The 12,414-nt window shown below is 69.7% G+C and carries 13 protein-coding genes; 8 read left to right on the forward strand and 5 right to left on the reverse strand.

All coding sequences use genetic code 11. The features are described from left to right. Window positions 1-39: 39 nt before the first annotated feature. Window positions 40-1,143: a branched-chain amino acid aminotransferase gene (locus BST38_RS24105; RefSeq protein ID WP_083146015.1), complete on the forward strand. Its 1,104-nt coding sequence runs from the start codon at window positions 40-42 to the stop codon at window positions 1,141-1,143. Here the strand turns inward: BST38_RS24105 and BST38_RS24110 are convergent. Genes BST38_RS24110 through BST38_RS24120 form a run of 3 tightly spaced genes read right to left on the reverse strand, consistent with a single transcriptional unit; the run spans window position 1,140 to window position 3,624 of the window. Further along, entirely contained in the window at window positions 1,140-1,871 is a 732-nt protein-coding gene (locus BST38_RS24110) for an adenosylcobinamide-GDP ribazoletransferase (protein ID WP_083146016.1), read from the reverse strand. The genes BST38_RS24105 and BST38_RS24110 overlap by 4 nt on opposite strands. Window positions 1,872-1,876: 5 nt before the next feature. Next, on the reverse strand, window positions 1,877-2,932 hold the full coding sequence (gene cobT / locus BST38_RS24115) for a nicotinate-nucleotide--dimethylbenzimidazole phosphoribosyltransferase (protein WP_237160901.1): 1,056 nt from the start codon (window positions 2,930-2,932) through the stop codon (window positions 1,877-1,879). Next, window positions 2,929-3,624, reverse strand: a complete 696-nt coding sequence (locus tag BST38_RS24120; RefSeq protein ID WP_083146017.1) for a DUF3043 domain-containing protein — start codon at window positions 3,622-3,624, stop codon at window positions 2,929-2,931. The genes cobT and BST38_RS24120 overlap by 4 nt, the downstream gene beginning before the upstream one ends. 60 nt (window positions 3,625-3,684) lie before the next feature. Between BST38_RS24120 and BST38_RS24125 the strand changes: the two genes are divergently transcribed. Continuing rightward, window positions 3,685-4,785 carry a glycerate kinase family protein gene (locus tag BST38_RS24125; RefSeq protein ID WP_083146018.1) on the forward strand — a complete coding sequence of 367 codons (1,101 nt, stop codon included), beginning with the start codon at window positions 3,685-3,687 and terminating at the stop codon, window positions 4,783-4,785. A 91-nt stretch (window positions 4,786-4,876) separates the two neighbouring features. Next, a complete protein-coding gene (locus tag BST38_RS24130; protein WP_083146019.1) occupies window positions 4,877-5,254 on the forward strand; it encodes a HesB/IscA family protein in 378 nt (125 codons plus the stop codon). A gap of 13 nt (window positions 5,255-5,267) precedes the next feature. Here the strand turns inward: BST38_RS24130 and BST38_RS24135 are convergent, their stop codons facing one another. Continuing rightward, the gene (locus BST38_RS24135) at window positions 5,268-5,903 is read right to left on the reverse strand and encodes an Rv0361 family membrane protein (RefSeq protein WP_083146020.1); all 636 of its coding nucleotides are present in this window, start codon (window positions 5,901-5,903) and stop codon (window positions 5,268-5,270) included. Window positions 5,904-6,078: 175 nt separating this feature from the next. Here BST38_RS24135 and BST38_RS24140 point away from each other — a divergent pair, with 175 nt between their 5' ends. Then, complete coding sequence (locus BST38_RS24140) at window positions 6,079-7,050, forward strand: carbohydrate kinase family protein (RefSeq protein WP_083146021.1); 972 nt, start codon at window positions 6,079-6,081, stop codon at window positions 7,048-7,050. Here BST38_RS24140 and asnB read toward each other — a convergent pair. Then, entirely contained in the window at window positions 7,047-8,978 is a 1,932-nt protein-coding gene (asnB, locus tag BST38_RS24145) for an asparagine synthase (glutamine-hydrolyzing) (RefSeq protein WP_083146022.1), read from the reverse strand. The genes BST38_RS24140 and asnB overlap by 4 nt on opposite strands. 136 nt (window positions 8,979-9,114) lie before the next feature. Here asnB and ctaC point away from each other — a divergent pair, with 136 nt between their 5' ends. The 4 genes from ctaC (at window position 9,115) to BST38_RS24165 (ending at window position 12,292) form a co-directional block, all read left to right on the forward strand. Continuing rightward, complete coding sequence (ctaC, locus tag BST38_RS24150) at window positions 9,115-10,164, forward strand: aa3-type cytochrome oxidase subunit II (RefSeq protein ID WP_083146023.1); 1,050 nt, start codon at window positions 9,115-9,117, stop codon at window positions 10,162-10,164. 9 nt (window positions 10,165-10,173) lie between these two features. Beyond that, window positions 10,174-10,593, forward strand: a complete 420-nt coding sequence (locus tag BST38_RS24155) for a cytochrome c oxidase subunit 4 (protein WP_083146024.1) — start codon at window positions 10,174-10,176, stop codon at window positions 10,591-10,593. A 154-nt stretch (window positions 10,594-10,747) separates the two neighbouring features. Then, window positions 10,748-11,590, forward strand: coding sequence for an MmpS family transport accessory protein (locus tag BST38_RS24160; protein WP_083146025.1), 843 nt, complete (start codon window positions 10,748-10,750; stop codon window positions 11,588-11,590). 15 nt (window positions 11,591-11,605) lie between these two features. Then, entirely contained in the window at window positions 11,606-12,292 is a 687-nt protein-coding gene (locus BST38_RS24165; RefSeq protein WP_083146026.1) for a DUF2561 family protein, read from the forward strand. Window positions 12,293-12,414 lie beyond the last annotated feature (122 nt).

Below are 12,414 nucleotides of genomic sequence, written 5' to 3' on the forward strand. Positions count from 1 at the left end.
CGGGAAAACCGCTGGCGCTCCGGTTATACAATCGGCTGCATGACTGAAGGCCTCGAGTTCACCGTTGATCGCGCTGCGAATCCGGCGAGCGACGAGGTACGGGACGGCATCCTCGCCAACCCCGGCTTCGGCAAGTTCCACACCGATCACATGGTGTCGATCGACTACACCACCGACAAGGGCTGGCACGACGCGAAGGTCCTTCCGTACGGGCCGATCGAGCTGGACCCGTCGGCGATCGTGCTGCACTACGCGCAGGAGATCTTCGAGGGCCTGAAGGCCTACCGCTGGGCCGACGGTTCGATCGTGTCGTTCCGGCCCGAGGCCAACGCGGCCCGGCTGCGCGCGTCGGCGCGCCGGCTGGCGATGCCCGAGCTGCCCGACGAGGTGTTCCTCGAATCGCTGCGCCAGCTGATCGCCGTCGACGAGAAGTGGGTGCCGCCGGCAGGCGGCGAAGAGTCGCTGTACCTGCGGCCCTTCATGATCGCGACCGAACCCGGCCTCGGCGTGCGCCCGGCCGACCATTACCGCTACCTGGTGATCGGCTCGCCCGCGGGTGCGTACTTCCCGCGGGGCATCAAGCCGGTCAGCGTGTGGCTGTCCCACGAATACGTGCGGGCCTCGCCGGGTGGGACAGGCGCCGCGAAGTTCGGCGGCAACTACGCCGCGTCGCTGCTGGCGCAGGCCGAGGCGGCCTCACACGGCTGCGATCAGGTGGTCTGGCTGGACGCGATCGAACGCCGCTACATCGAGGAAATGGGTGGGATGAACCTGTTCTTCGTGCTCGGCAGCGGCGGCACCGCGCGGCTGGTGACACCGGAACTGTCCGGTTCACTGCTGCCGGGCATCACCCGGAGTTCGTTGCTGCAGTTGGCAACTGACGCCGGTTTCGCCGTCGAGGAGCGCAAGATCGACGTCGACGAGTGGCAGAAGAAGGCCGCCGCGGGGGAGATCACCGAGGTGTTCGCGTGCGGTACCGCCGCCGTCATCACCCCGGTGTCGCACGTGAAGTACGGGGACGGCGAGTTCACCATCGCCGACGGCGAACCCGGCGAGATCACCATGGCGCTGCGCGACACCCTGACCGGGATCCAGCGCGGCACCTTCGCCGACACCCATGGCTGGATGACGCGGCTGTCCTAACGGACCGCCAGCCCCAACGCGGCCACCGTCGTCGCGACCTCCAGCGCTGCGCCGAACACATCGCCGGTGACCCCGCCGAATCGGCGCACGCAGTGCGCGACCAGTCCGGCGCCGACCGCGACGGCGACGATCACCGCCAGCGGTCCCTGCCACGGACGATCACCCACCAGCGCCGCCAAGGTGGCGACTGCCACCAGCCACGCGCCCACCACCCACCGGGGCTGGGTGCCCGCGACCAGCGTGCCCAGGGTGCTGCCGGCCGCCGCGGGGACCCCGCGCCGGCAGGCGGCCACCACCGCGACCCGGCCGGTGAGCACCGCGACCGCCACCGCCGCGGCGCCCGCCTGGCTGAACGCGATGGACTGCACCAACACCGTGACCGCCACCGCGGCCACCCCGAACGGTCCGGCCCGGCCGTCGCGCATCACCGCCAGCGCACGCTCCGGCGGCCCGTAACAACCCAACGCGTCGGTGGTGTCGGCCAGGCCGTCGATGTGTAACCCGCGGGTGGCCAGCAGCAGCACCGCGACGGTCAGCGCCCCGGCGAGGAGGCTGTGCTCGCCGAACGCCCACCCGGCGAACCAGCACACGGCCGCGGCGAGGCCGCCGAGTGCCGCGCCGGCCACCGGCAGCGCGGTCAGTGCGCCGCGCCCGATCACCGCATTCGCGCGCGCAGGTACCGGAAGGACCGTCGCGAACGCGAAAGCGCCTGCCAGCGAACGGAACACGGGTGTTAGGCCTCGCCGATCCCGGCTTCCTCGAACGTCGCCATCGACGCGAGGGTGGCCACCGCGGCGCGCAGCACCGGCAGCGCGACCACCGCCCCGGATCCCTCACCGAGGCGCATGTCGAGCTCCACGATCGGGGACAGCTCCAGGCGCTGCAGCGCCAGGGTGTGCGCGGGCTCGGTGGAGCGGTGCCCGGCCCGCCACCACTGCCGGGCCCCCGGCGCCAACCGGTCGGCGGCCAGCGCGGCGGCGGTGACCACCATCCCGTCCAGCAGCACCGGCGTCTTGCGGACGGCGGCCTGCGCGCAGAAACCCGTCATCGCCGCGAGGTCGGCGCCGCCGCAGATCCTCAGCAGTGCAATGGGATCCGCCGACAGGCGGCGGGTGCGGTAGAGCGCGTCGCGAATCGCCGCGGTCTTGCGGGCCCACCCCGCGTCGTCGATACCGGTGCCGCGGCCGACCACGGCCACCGGCTCCGAATCGGTCAGTGCGGCGATCAACGTGGTGGCCGGCGTGGTGTTGCCGATACCCATATCGCCGGCGATCAGCAGGTCCGCGCCCGAGTCGACCTCCTCGTCGGCGATCGCGCGGCCCGCGTCGATCGCCTGCACCACCTCGCCGGGGGTCAGCGCGTCCTCGACGGCGATGTTGCCGCTGGAGCGGCGGATCTTGTGGGCGCCGATCGCGGGGGACAGCGGCTCGTCGGTGTCGACGGCCATGTCGGCGACGCGAACGGTGGCACCGGCCACCTCGGCGAGCACGTTCACCGCGGCCCCGCCTGCGGCGAAGTTGGCCACCATCGCGGCGGTCACCTCGGGCGGATACGCCGACACCCCGGCGCCGGCCACCCCGTGGTCCCCGGCGAACACGACGACCCGGGCACGCTCGAATTGCTGTGGCGGGCACACCCCTTGGCAGGCGGACACCCAGATCGACAGTTCCTCGAGCCGGCCGAGCGCACCGGCGGGCTTGGTCAGCCGCAGCTGGCGCTGCGCCGCCGCGGCGGCGGCATCGGCATCGGGTGCGGGAATCTCAGGAAAGTAGCCCACCTGCGGTGTCACGCAACGGTGGAGCCGCGCTCGACCCGCGGCCGCGGCGCACGCATGCGGCGCAGCTGCGAAGCCCGGCTGGCGGCGTAAAAGCCGAGCTTCCAACCGGTTTCGGTGTTGTTCGGGAACTTCTGGTCGGCCATCCGGTTGACCTTGCGGCCCAGGAAGAAGCCGTCGATCACCATGATCAGCACCAGGATCAGCATCGCCGGGGACACCGCCGCCTGCACCTGCACCGACGGCACCGCCAGCATGATGAAGATCATCGCCAGCGCCGCGGGCATGAACAGGCCCAGCAGATTTCGCCGAGAGTCCACGATGTCGCGCACGTAGGCGCGGACCGGGCCGCGGTCGCGGGGCAGCAGGTAGGCGTCCTCGCCGGCCATCATCCGCTCGCGGCGCTCGTTCATCTCGGCGCGGCGCTCGGCGCGCTGCACCTTGCGCTCCTGACGCGACAGCTTCGGACGCTGCGCGCGCATCTCCTTGCGGCGCTTCCTGGCCTCGGCGGTGGTCATCGGGGCCGGGGCCACCGGGCCGCGCCTGCGGGCCGCCTCATTGCGCTTCGGGGTCGGCCTGCCCTTGGGTGCGGTACCCGCGCGCGGCGCCCCTGCGCCAGTGGTCGCATCGTCGTTCGAGGCATCCTCGGCGGGAACGGAATCGCCCGGATCTCCAGCGTCGTCACTCTTGCGGCCCAGCAGTTTCACAGCCCCAGGTTACTTCTTTCGCACCCAGCGGACCCAATCCGCGCCGGTTAGTCTGCCGGGGTGACGGCCAGCGAGCCCCCCGCCAGAACTGTGCTCATCGCCCCCGACTGCTTCGGCGACAGCCTCACCGCGGTGCAGGCCGCCGACGCGATCGCGCGGGGCTGGTGCGCCTCGCGGCCCGGCGACGACGTGCGGCGCGCTCCGCAGTCCGACGGTGGACCCGGATTCGTCGACGTGCTCGCCGGGCGCCTCGGGGAGATCCGCACGTCGACCGTCAGCGGTCCACTCGACGCCGACGTCGAAGCGCGCTGGGTGCTCGACCCCGATCCGCCGGTCACCGCCTACCTGGAATGTGCGCAGGCCTGCGGGTTGGCGCTGCTCGACGGACCCCCGACGGTGCACACCGCGCTGGAGGCGCACAGCAGGGGAGTCGGGCAGCTCATCGCCGAGGCGTGCGCCGCCGGAGCCGGCCGCATCGTGGTCGGGCTCGGCGGCAGCGGCTGTACCGACGGCGGGCGGGCGCTGGTGGAGGCGCTCGGCGGGCTGAGCGCGGCCCGTGAGCTGCTCGACGGCGTCGAACTGATCGCCGCCAGCGACGTCGAACACCCGCTGCTCGGCCCGATGGGCGCGGCGGCGGTGTTCGGGCCGCAGAAGGGCGCCGACCCCGACACCGTCACGATCCTCGAACAGCGGCTGACCGCCTGGGCCGACCAACTCGACGCCGCCGCGGGCCGCCGGGTCAGCGACCAGCCGGGAGCCGGTGCGGCGGGCGGCATCGGTGCGGCGCTGCTCGCGCTCGGCGGGCGCCGCGAATCGGGGGCCTCGATCGTCGCCGAGCACACCGGGCTTTCAGGCGACGTCGCCGCCGCCGACCTGGTGATCACCGGGGAGGGCCGCTTCGACGACCAGTCCCTGCACGGCAAGGTCGTCAGCGCGCTCGCCGCCGCCGCACAGGCCCGCGGCATCCCGGTCCTGGTCCTCGCGGGCCAGGTCACACTCTCCGCGTCCGAGCTGGCCGGCGCCGGGATCGCGGCGGCGCATTCCGTCACCGACCATGCCGGATCGGTGCGCACGGCGATCGAGGATGCGGCCAACCAGCTGGAAGGACTGGCCGCCGAGGTCGCGGCCGGATGGGACAGCAGCGGCAGAAGTGAGGAATAGGGGCGGAACCAGGTACCGTTGATGCAGTGGGGCCCGCCCCGATCGCGGGGGCGACCTGGCTCCACTCACGTACATCCACACGGGAGATTCCATGACTGTTCAGGACGAGTCGGCTGTGCAGGCTGGCCAGACCACCGAGGCTGCGCACGGCGTGACCCTGACGGATGCTGCGGCCGCCAAGGCGAAGGCGCTCCTCGACCAGGAGGGTCGCGACGACCTCGCCCTGCGTATCGCCGTACAGCCGGGCGGTTGCGCCGGCCTGCGCTACAACCTGTTCTTCGACGACCGCACGCTCGACGGGGACCTGACCGTCGAGTTCGACGGTGTCGCGCTGACCGTCGACCGGATGAGCGCCCCGTACGTGCAGGGCGCGACGATCGACTTCGTCGACACCATCGAAAAGCAGGGCTTCACGATCGACAACCCGAACGCGACGGGCTCCTGCGCCTGCGGCGACTCGTTCAACTGACGAGCCGCGGCGCTCAGTACTGCCCGGCCGTGCGCGGCAGGTAGGAACAGACCAGAATCTCGTCGTCGATCGACAGCAGCTGTGCGACGGCCTGCTCGTCGGTTTCGGTGGGCGCATTGCGCGAGGAACCGCTGGCGGGCAGGACGCGCATGGTGAACAGCACCTGCGCCTGCGTCGGTGACGACCGCACCATCTTGTCGATCGACGCCACCTGGGCGCTTTCATACTGCTTGCGGAACGCGTCGCTGGACAGATTCGCCAGCGCCAGATCCGAGCGGCGCTCCTTGACCGAGTCGAACAGCCCGCACAGCGTGTGCCGCGCCACCCGCTCGTCGTCGCCGTTGGTCAGCGCGTCGAGGTAGTCCTGGATCGCCGCCTCCGCCGACGCCTCCGTCAACGCGCCGCCCGCCGTCTGCTCGCGGGTTCCGGTTGCCGCCACCGCGGCGATCGCCCCGATCACCACCGCGAGCGCGGCCACCGCGGCCGCGACGATGAGCCATGTCTTGCGCCCGCGCTTCGGGTACTGCACCGGCGGCGGCAGCGCACCCGGATAGGGCGGCTGGGGATAGGGCTGCTGCGGATACGGCTCCGGATACATCTGCGGTCCTGCTGGTCCAGCGCCGTATGGGGGCGGGTACGGACCAGTCATAGATTTGCTCCCGGGAAGTCGAACGGATCCTGCGGCATCTACAGTGACCAGGCAGGCACTTATAGGCAGGTTAGCGCAACCCCTCCGCGACAACAGGGTGCTGACCTGTCCGGCGCCCTCCGCGCAACGCTGCCGACACAAGCTGACATGCCATGAACAAGAAGGGTGGGACTGCGTGACCATCGCGGTGACCGGATCGATTGCCACTGACCATCTGATGCGCTTTCCGGGGAAATTCTCCGAGCAGCTGCTCGCCGACCACCTGCAGAAGGTGTCGCTGAGCTTCCTTGTCGACGATCTCGTCATGCACCGCGGCGGCGTCGCGGGCAACATGGCGTTCGCGATGGGCGTGCTGGGCGGTAACCCGACCCTGGTCGGCGCCGTCGGCGAGGACTTCGACGACTACCGCCAATGGCTGACCTCGCACGGGGTCAACTGCGACAGCGTGCTGGTATCGCAGTGCGCCTACACCGCGCGCTTCGTCTGCACCACCGATGAGGACATGGCCCAGATCGCGTCCTTCTACCCGGGCGCGATGTCGGAGGCCCGCAACATCAAGCTCGCCGACGTCGTCACGCAGACCGGTACCCCGGACCTGGTGATCATCGGTGCCAACGATCCCGAGGCGATGTTCCTCTACACCGAGGAATGCCGCGCGCTCGGCCTGGCGTTCGCCGCCGACCCGAGCCAGCAGCTGGCACGCCTGTCCGGCGAGGAGATCCGCAAGCTGATCGACGGCGCGACCTACCTGTTCACCAACGACTACGAGTGGGACCTGCTGCTGCAGAAGTCCGGCTGGTCCGAGGCCGAGGTGATGAGCCAGATCCAGCTGCGCGTCACCACGCTGGGCGAGAAGGGCGTCGACCTGGTCGGGCGCGACGGCACCTTCGTCCACGTCGACGTCGTGCCCGAGACGCACAAGGAAGACCCGACCGGCATCGGCGACGCGTTCCGGGCCGGCTTCCTGACCGGTCGCGACGCCGGACTGTCGCTGGAGCGGTCCGCGCAGCTGGCCTCGATGGTCGCGACGCTGGTGCTCGAGGCCCCCGGCCCGCAGGAATGGACCTGGAACAGGGACTTGGCCGTGCAGCGCCTGACCGACGCCTACGGGGCCGAGGCGGCCGCCGAGATTGCCGAGGCGCTCTAGAGCTGCACCGGGTAGGACGGCTCGCTGATCGCCGGGGTCACGGTCTTCTCGACGAAGATCGCGTGCCACAGCATGAAGATCAGCACCGTCCACAACCGGCGGCTGTGATCGCTGGTCCCGCTGCGGTGCTCGTCGAGCATCGCGCGCACGCCGTTCAGGTCGATCAGCTCGCCGGTTCCCGACGAGCTGATCGTCTCGTGCGCCCAGTCCAGGAGCGCACCCGAGCGCAGCCAGTGCCGGATCGGCACCGGGAAACCGAGCTTCGGACGGTTCAGCACATGCGCGGGCACGATCGGCTCCAACGCGCGCCGCAGCGCGTACTTCGTCGTCGACCGGGTGATCTTCTGGTCGTACGGCAGCCGTGACGCGACCGCGAACACCTCCGGGTCCAGGAACGGCACCCGCAGCTCCAGCGAGTTGGCCATCGTCATCTTGTCGGCCTTGACCAGGATGTCCCCGCGCAGCCAGGTGAACAGGTCGATGTGCTGCATCCGGGCGACCGGATCCCAGCCCTGCGACTGCGCGTACACCGGCGAGGTCACGTCGGTGTGCACCCAGTCGGGACGGAACCGCCGCAGCACGGCGCGCAGCTGCGCGTCGGAGAAGCTGCGGGCATTGCCGTAGTAGCGCTCCTCCAGCGTCAGCGAGCCGCGATGCAGCAGGCTCTTGCCGCGCATGCCCTCCGGCAACGGCTGGGCCATCCTTCCGACCGACCGGCGCAGTCCGCGCGGCAGATAGTCGAACGGCTTCAGCGACAGCGGCTCGCGGTAGATGGTGTAGCCGCCGAACAACTCGTCGGCGCCCTCACCGGAGAGCACCACCTTGACGTGCTTGCGGGCCTCCTTGGCGATGAAGTACAGCGGCACCAGCGCCGGGTCGGCCACCGGCTCATCGAGATACCAGACGATCTCGGGCAGCGCCGAGACGAACTCCTCCTGGTGGACGACCTTCGCGACGTGGCGCGCACCGATCGCCTCCGCGGAGGCGACCGCGACGTCGACCTCCGAGAAGCCCTCGCGTTCAAAGCCGGTGGTGAACGTGATCAGGCGCGGGTTGTGGCGCATCGCCAGCGCCGCGATCGCCGTCGAATCGATGCCGCCCGACAGGAACGCGCCCACTGTGACGTCGGCGCGCATGTGCTTGGCGACGGAGTCCTCGAGCGCGGCGGTGATCTCGTCGTAGCGGGCCTGCTCGGCACCGGCTGTGAACGGCACCGCCGCGAAGCGGGGCCGGAAATAGCGCGTCACCTCGGGCTGCGCGCCCGGCCGCACCCGCGCGAAGCTGCCCGACTCCAGCCGGCGGATCCCGCGCTGCAGCGTCTCCGGTTCGGGCACGTACTGCAGCACGGTGTAGTGCTGGACGGCGCGCTCGTCGATCGCCAGGTCGATACCCAGCGGCTCGGCGACGTCGAGCAGGCACTTCTTCTCGCTGCCGACGACCGTCCCGCTGGCGCTGGTCGCCATGTAGAGCGGTTTGATGCCGAACGGATCCCGCGCGCAGAACAGTTCCTGCTCGACGGTGTCCCACAGCGCGAACGCGAACATGCCCCGCAGCCGGTGCAGCGCATCGGGGCCCCAGTGGTGGTAGGCGGCCAGGATCGCCTCGCCGTCACCGTCGGTGTGGAACACCGCACCGAATTCGGCGGCGAGCTCTTCGCGAAGCTCCAGATAGTTGTAGATCTCACCGTTGAACACGAGCGTGTAGCGCTGCGGCGCATCCGCCGGGCCCCACTGCAGCGGTTGGTGGCTGTGCGCGATGTCGATGATCGACAACCGGTTGAACCCGACCACGACCCGGTCGTCGTGCCAGGTCCCCGGCTCGTCCGGACCCCGGTGGCGCATCTGCGCCGCCGCCCCTGACATCGCGTCGACCAGGACGGGGGAGACCTCACAGGAGGGGTCGGTTACCAGCGCAAGCAGTCCGCACACGGCGCCAGTATGCCTAATCCTGACGGTCGCTTCGCTCCCGTCGGGCGGCGTGGTCTACGCTGCGTAGTATTCATGCAGCCGTGTGACCGCACCGCGGTCTCAATCGACTACTCGATGTCTTCAAGGAGGCGCCAACGTGTCCGCTCGCGGCCTGAAGTTGGTGGCATTGTCCCTGCTCCTTGGCGGGATGACAGTGCTACTCAGCGGATGCAGTTGGTCGGAGGTTCTCGGCCTGGGATGGCCCAACGGCATCACGCCGGAGGCACATGCCAACCGTGAACTGTGGATCGGTTCCGTCATCGCGGCGTTCGTCGTCGGTGGGATCGTCTACGTCCTGCTGTTCTGGACCACGGTGTTCCACCGCAAGAAGGCCAGCGACACCGAACTGCCGCGGCAGTTCGGCTACAACATGCCGCTGGAACTGACGCTGACGGTGATCCCGTTCATCATCATCTCGGTGCTCTTCTACTTCACGGTGGTCGTGCAGGAGAAGATGCTGCACAAAGACGACAACCCCGAGGTTGTCATCGACGTGACCGCCTTCCAGTGGAACTGGAAGTTCGGCTACCAGAAGGTCGAGTTCGCCGACGGCACGATGTCCTACGACGGTGTCGACAACGAGCGCAAGGAAGCCATGACCTCGCGGGCCGAGGGCACGGACGACCACGGCATCGAGCAGGTCGGCGCCATCGCGGGTAAGAACCCCGAGGACCGCACCTACCTGAACTTCGACAAGATCGAGACGCTGGGTTCGTCCACCGAGATCCCGGTGCTGGTGGTTCCGTCGGGTAAGCGCATCGAGTTCCAGATCGCCTCGGCCGACGTCATCCACGGCTTCTGGGTTCCGGAGTTCCTGTTCAAGCGGGACGTGCTGCCGAACCCCAAGGAGAACAACTCCGACAACGTGTTCCAGATCAGCGAGATCAACCTGCCCGACGGGCAGACCAGCGGCGCGTTCGTCGGGCGGTGCACCGAGATGTGCGGTACCTACCACGCGATGATGAACTTCGAGCTGCGGGTGGTCTCGCCCAACGACTTCAAGGCCTATCTCGCCCAGCGTGAGTCGGGCAAGACCAACGCCGAGGCGCTGGAGGCGATCAACCAGTCGCCGGTGGCCATCACGACCAAACCTTTCGACACCCGTCGCGGTGAGGGTGCGCCCGAGCTGCCGCAGGCCAGCAGGTAAGGACAGCAGATGCATATCGAAGCCAGGTTGTTCGAATTCCTGACCGCGTTCTTCGCGCTGTGCACGGTCGTCTACGGCGTGCTGACGCATCTGTTCGCCAACGGCGGCATCGAGTGGGCAGGCACCACCGCGCTGGCGCTGACGACCGGTCTGTCCCTGATCACCGGCACCTTCTTCCGCTTCGTCGCCCGCCGGCTCGACACCCGGCCCGAGGACTACGAGGACGCCGAGATCGCTGACGGCGCGGGCGAGCTGGGCTTCTACAGCCCGCACAGCTGGTGGCCGGTCATGATCGCGCTGTCCGGCTCGATCACCGCGGTCGGTATGGCGATGTGGCTTCCGTGGCTGATCGTCGCCGGCGTCTGCTTCATCCTGGCGACGGTGGCCGGACTGGTCTTCGAATACCACACGGGGCCCGAGAAGCACTGAGCCCGGCCGCAAGGTCACAATCAGGCATGAGTTACCCCGTAACTCGCGTCGAGGGATCAGTTCGGGTGCTGCCGTTGGGTAGGGTTGCCGAGGCGTCATGAGCCGCCGCGGCGACCACCGACGCCGAAGAAGCAGTCAAGAAGGACAGACGTAGATGAGCGGGCCGAATCCTCCCGGGCGGGACTCTGGCAGCTCTGGTCTCCCAGGTGAGGAGCCGGAAAGCGCCGCCGACAATCCCGACACCGGCCAGACGGACTTCTACTCGCGCGCGTACTCGGCGCCGGAGTCCGAACAGTTCGTCAGCGCGTACGCATCCAACGATCTGGTGCCGTACGACTACGACGACTACGACGCCGCGGGTGACGTCGAATACGCACCGCCGCCACGCTGGCCGTGGGTGGTCGGCATCGTCGCGATCATCGCCGCCGTCGCGCTGGTGGTCTCGGTGTCGGTTCTGGTGACCCGCACCGACACCGACAACCTCGCCACGCCGACTACGACGACGCGACCGGCGCCGCCCGTGCAGGACGAGATCCTGACGACGACACCGCCGCCGCCGCCACCTCCACCGCCGCCGACCACGGAGGCCCCGCCGCCTCCGCCGCCGGAGACCGTCACGGTGACCCAGGAACCGCCGCCTCCGCCGCCGGCCGAGGAACCTCTGCCACCGCCGCCGCCGACCTCGGAGGCCCCGCCGCCTCCGCCGACGACCACGACGCCCGCGGGCCCGCGACAGGTGACCTACTCGGTCACCGGGACGAAGGCCCCCGGCGACATCATCACGGTGACCTATATCGACGCGTCCGGGCGCAGCCGCACCCAGCGCAACGTCTACATCCCGTGGTCGCTCACCGTCACCCCGATCTCTCAGTCCGAGGTCGGCTCGGTTCAGGCGTCCAGCCTGTTCCTGGTCAGCCGGCTGAACTGCTCGATCACCACCAGCGACGGACAGGTGTTGTCGTCCAACACCGGTAACGCCGCCCAGACCAGCTGTTAGGCCACTGCGACGCCGATGACGAACCTCACCGACACCGCGAACCGCCCGAGCGCCGGGTTCGATGTCTCCTCCCTCGACCGCACCGACCGGCTGCTGCTCGGCGGCTGCGTGGTGGCCTGGCTGGCCGCGCTCGGCGCCGGCGTCGCCGCGATCGTCGCGCTGATCGACCTCGGCCGCGGGCACACCGCCCCGGTGGGGGATTCCGGCACGCCGTGGGTGCTGTACACGATCATCGGAGTCTCGGCGGCGGTGATCGTCGCCGCGATCCCGCTGCTGTTGCGCGCCCGGCGCGATCCCGACGCCGAACTGACCCCCGTCGAGAAGCGGCTGGCCCGTCAGCAGGCGGAGCGCACGGAGGCGGCCCCGGCACGGCCGGTGGATGCCCCGACCGAGAAGCTGCGCATGCCCCCGCCGCCCGCCGACACCAACAGTGGGCGCCTGCCCCGGATCCTGCAGTCGCCCGTGTCGCCGACGGTGATCGACTCACCGGCCGTCGACCGCGTCTGGCTGCGTAACACCGCGTCGGTCACCGGTGCGATGGGTGTCGCCACGGTGCTGGTGTCGGCTGCGACCTACCTGATGGCGGTGGACAGCGTCACGGCGTCCTGGGTGCTCTACGGCGTCGCCGGCGCCGTCACGGCCGCGATGGTGGCCATCCCGGTGTACTTCCTGCGCGAGCTGCGGGCTGCGCTCGGGAGCTAGGGCGTATCTGACAAATGCGGTAGCCGGAGGGCGATGGCCCGGAAGACTGCGGCGCCGCGGTAGACGAGAGCGGGCTTGTCGTACCTGTCCGTGCCGGCAGCAGATCCTCGATCAACGATCAC

The organism is Mycolicibacterium parafortuitum, from assembly GCF_002086815.1.
In the GTDB taxonomy this organism is placed as follows: Bacteria; Actinomycetota; Actinomycetes; order Mycobacteriales; family Mycobacteriaceae; genus Mycobacterium; species Mycobacterium parafortuitum.

What these genes read in the sequence shown, in the direction of transcription:
- BST38_RS24105 (WP_083146015.1), top strand. Translation starts at nt 40, where the DNA reads ATGACTGAAGGCCTCGAGTTCACCGTTGATCGCGCTGCGAATCCGGCG.
- BST38_RS24130 (WP_083146019.1), top strand. Translation starts at nt 4,877, where the DNA reads ATGACTGTTCAGGACGAGTCGGCTGTGCAGGCTGGCCAGACCACCGAG.
- BST38_RS24135 (WP_083146020.1), bottom strand. Translation starts at nt 5,903, where the DNA reads ATGACTGGTCCGTACCCGCCCCCATACGGCGCTGGACCAGCAGGACCG.
- BST38_RS24155 (WP_083146024.1), top strand. Translation starts at nt 10,174, where the DNA reads ATGCATATCGAAGCCAGGTTGTTCGAATTCCTGACCGCGTTCTTCGCG.
- BST38_RS24160 (WP_083146025.1), top strand. Translation starts at nt 10,748, where the DNA reads ATGAGCGGGCCGAATCCTCCCGGGCGGGACTCTGGCAGCTCTGGTCTC.
- BST38_RS24165 (WP_083146026.1), top strand. Translation starts at nt 11,606, where the DNA reads ATGACGAACCTCACCGACACCGCGAACCGCCCGAGCGCCGGGTTCGAT.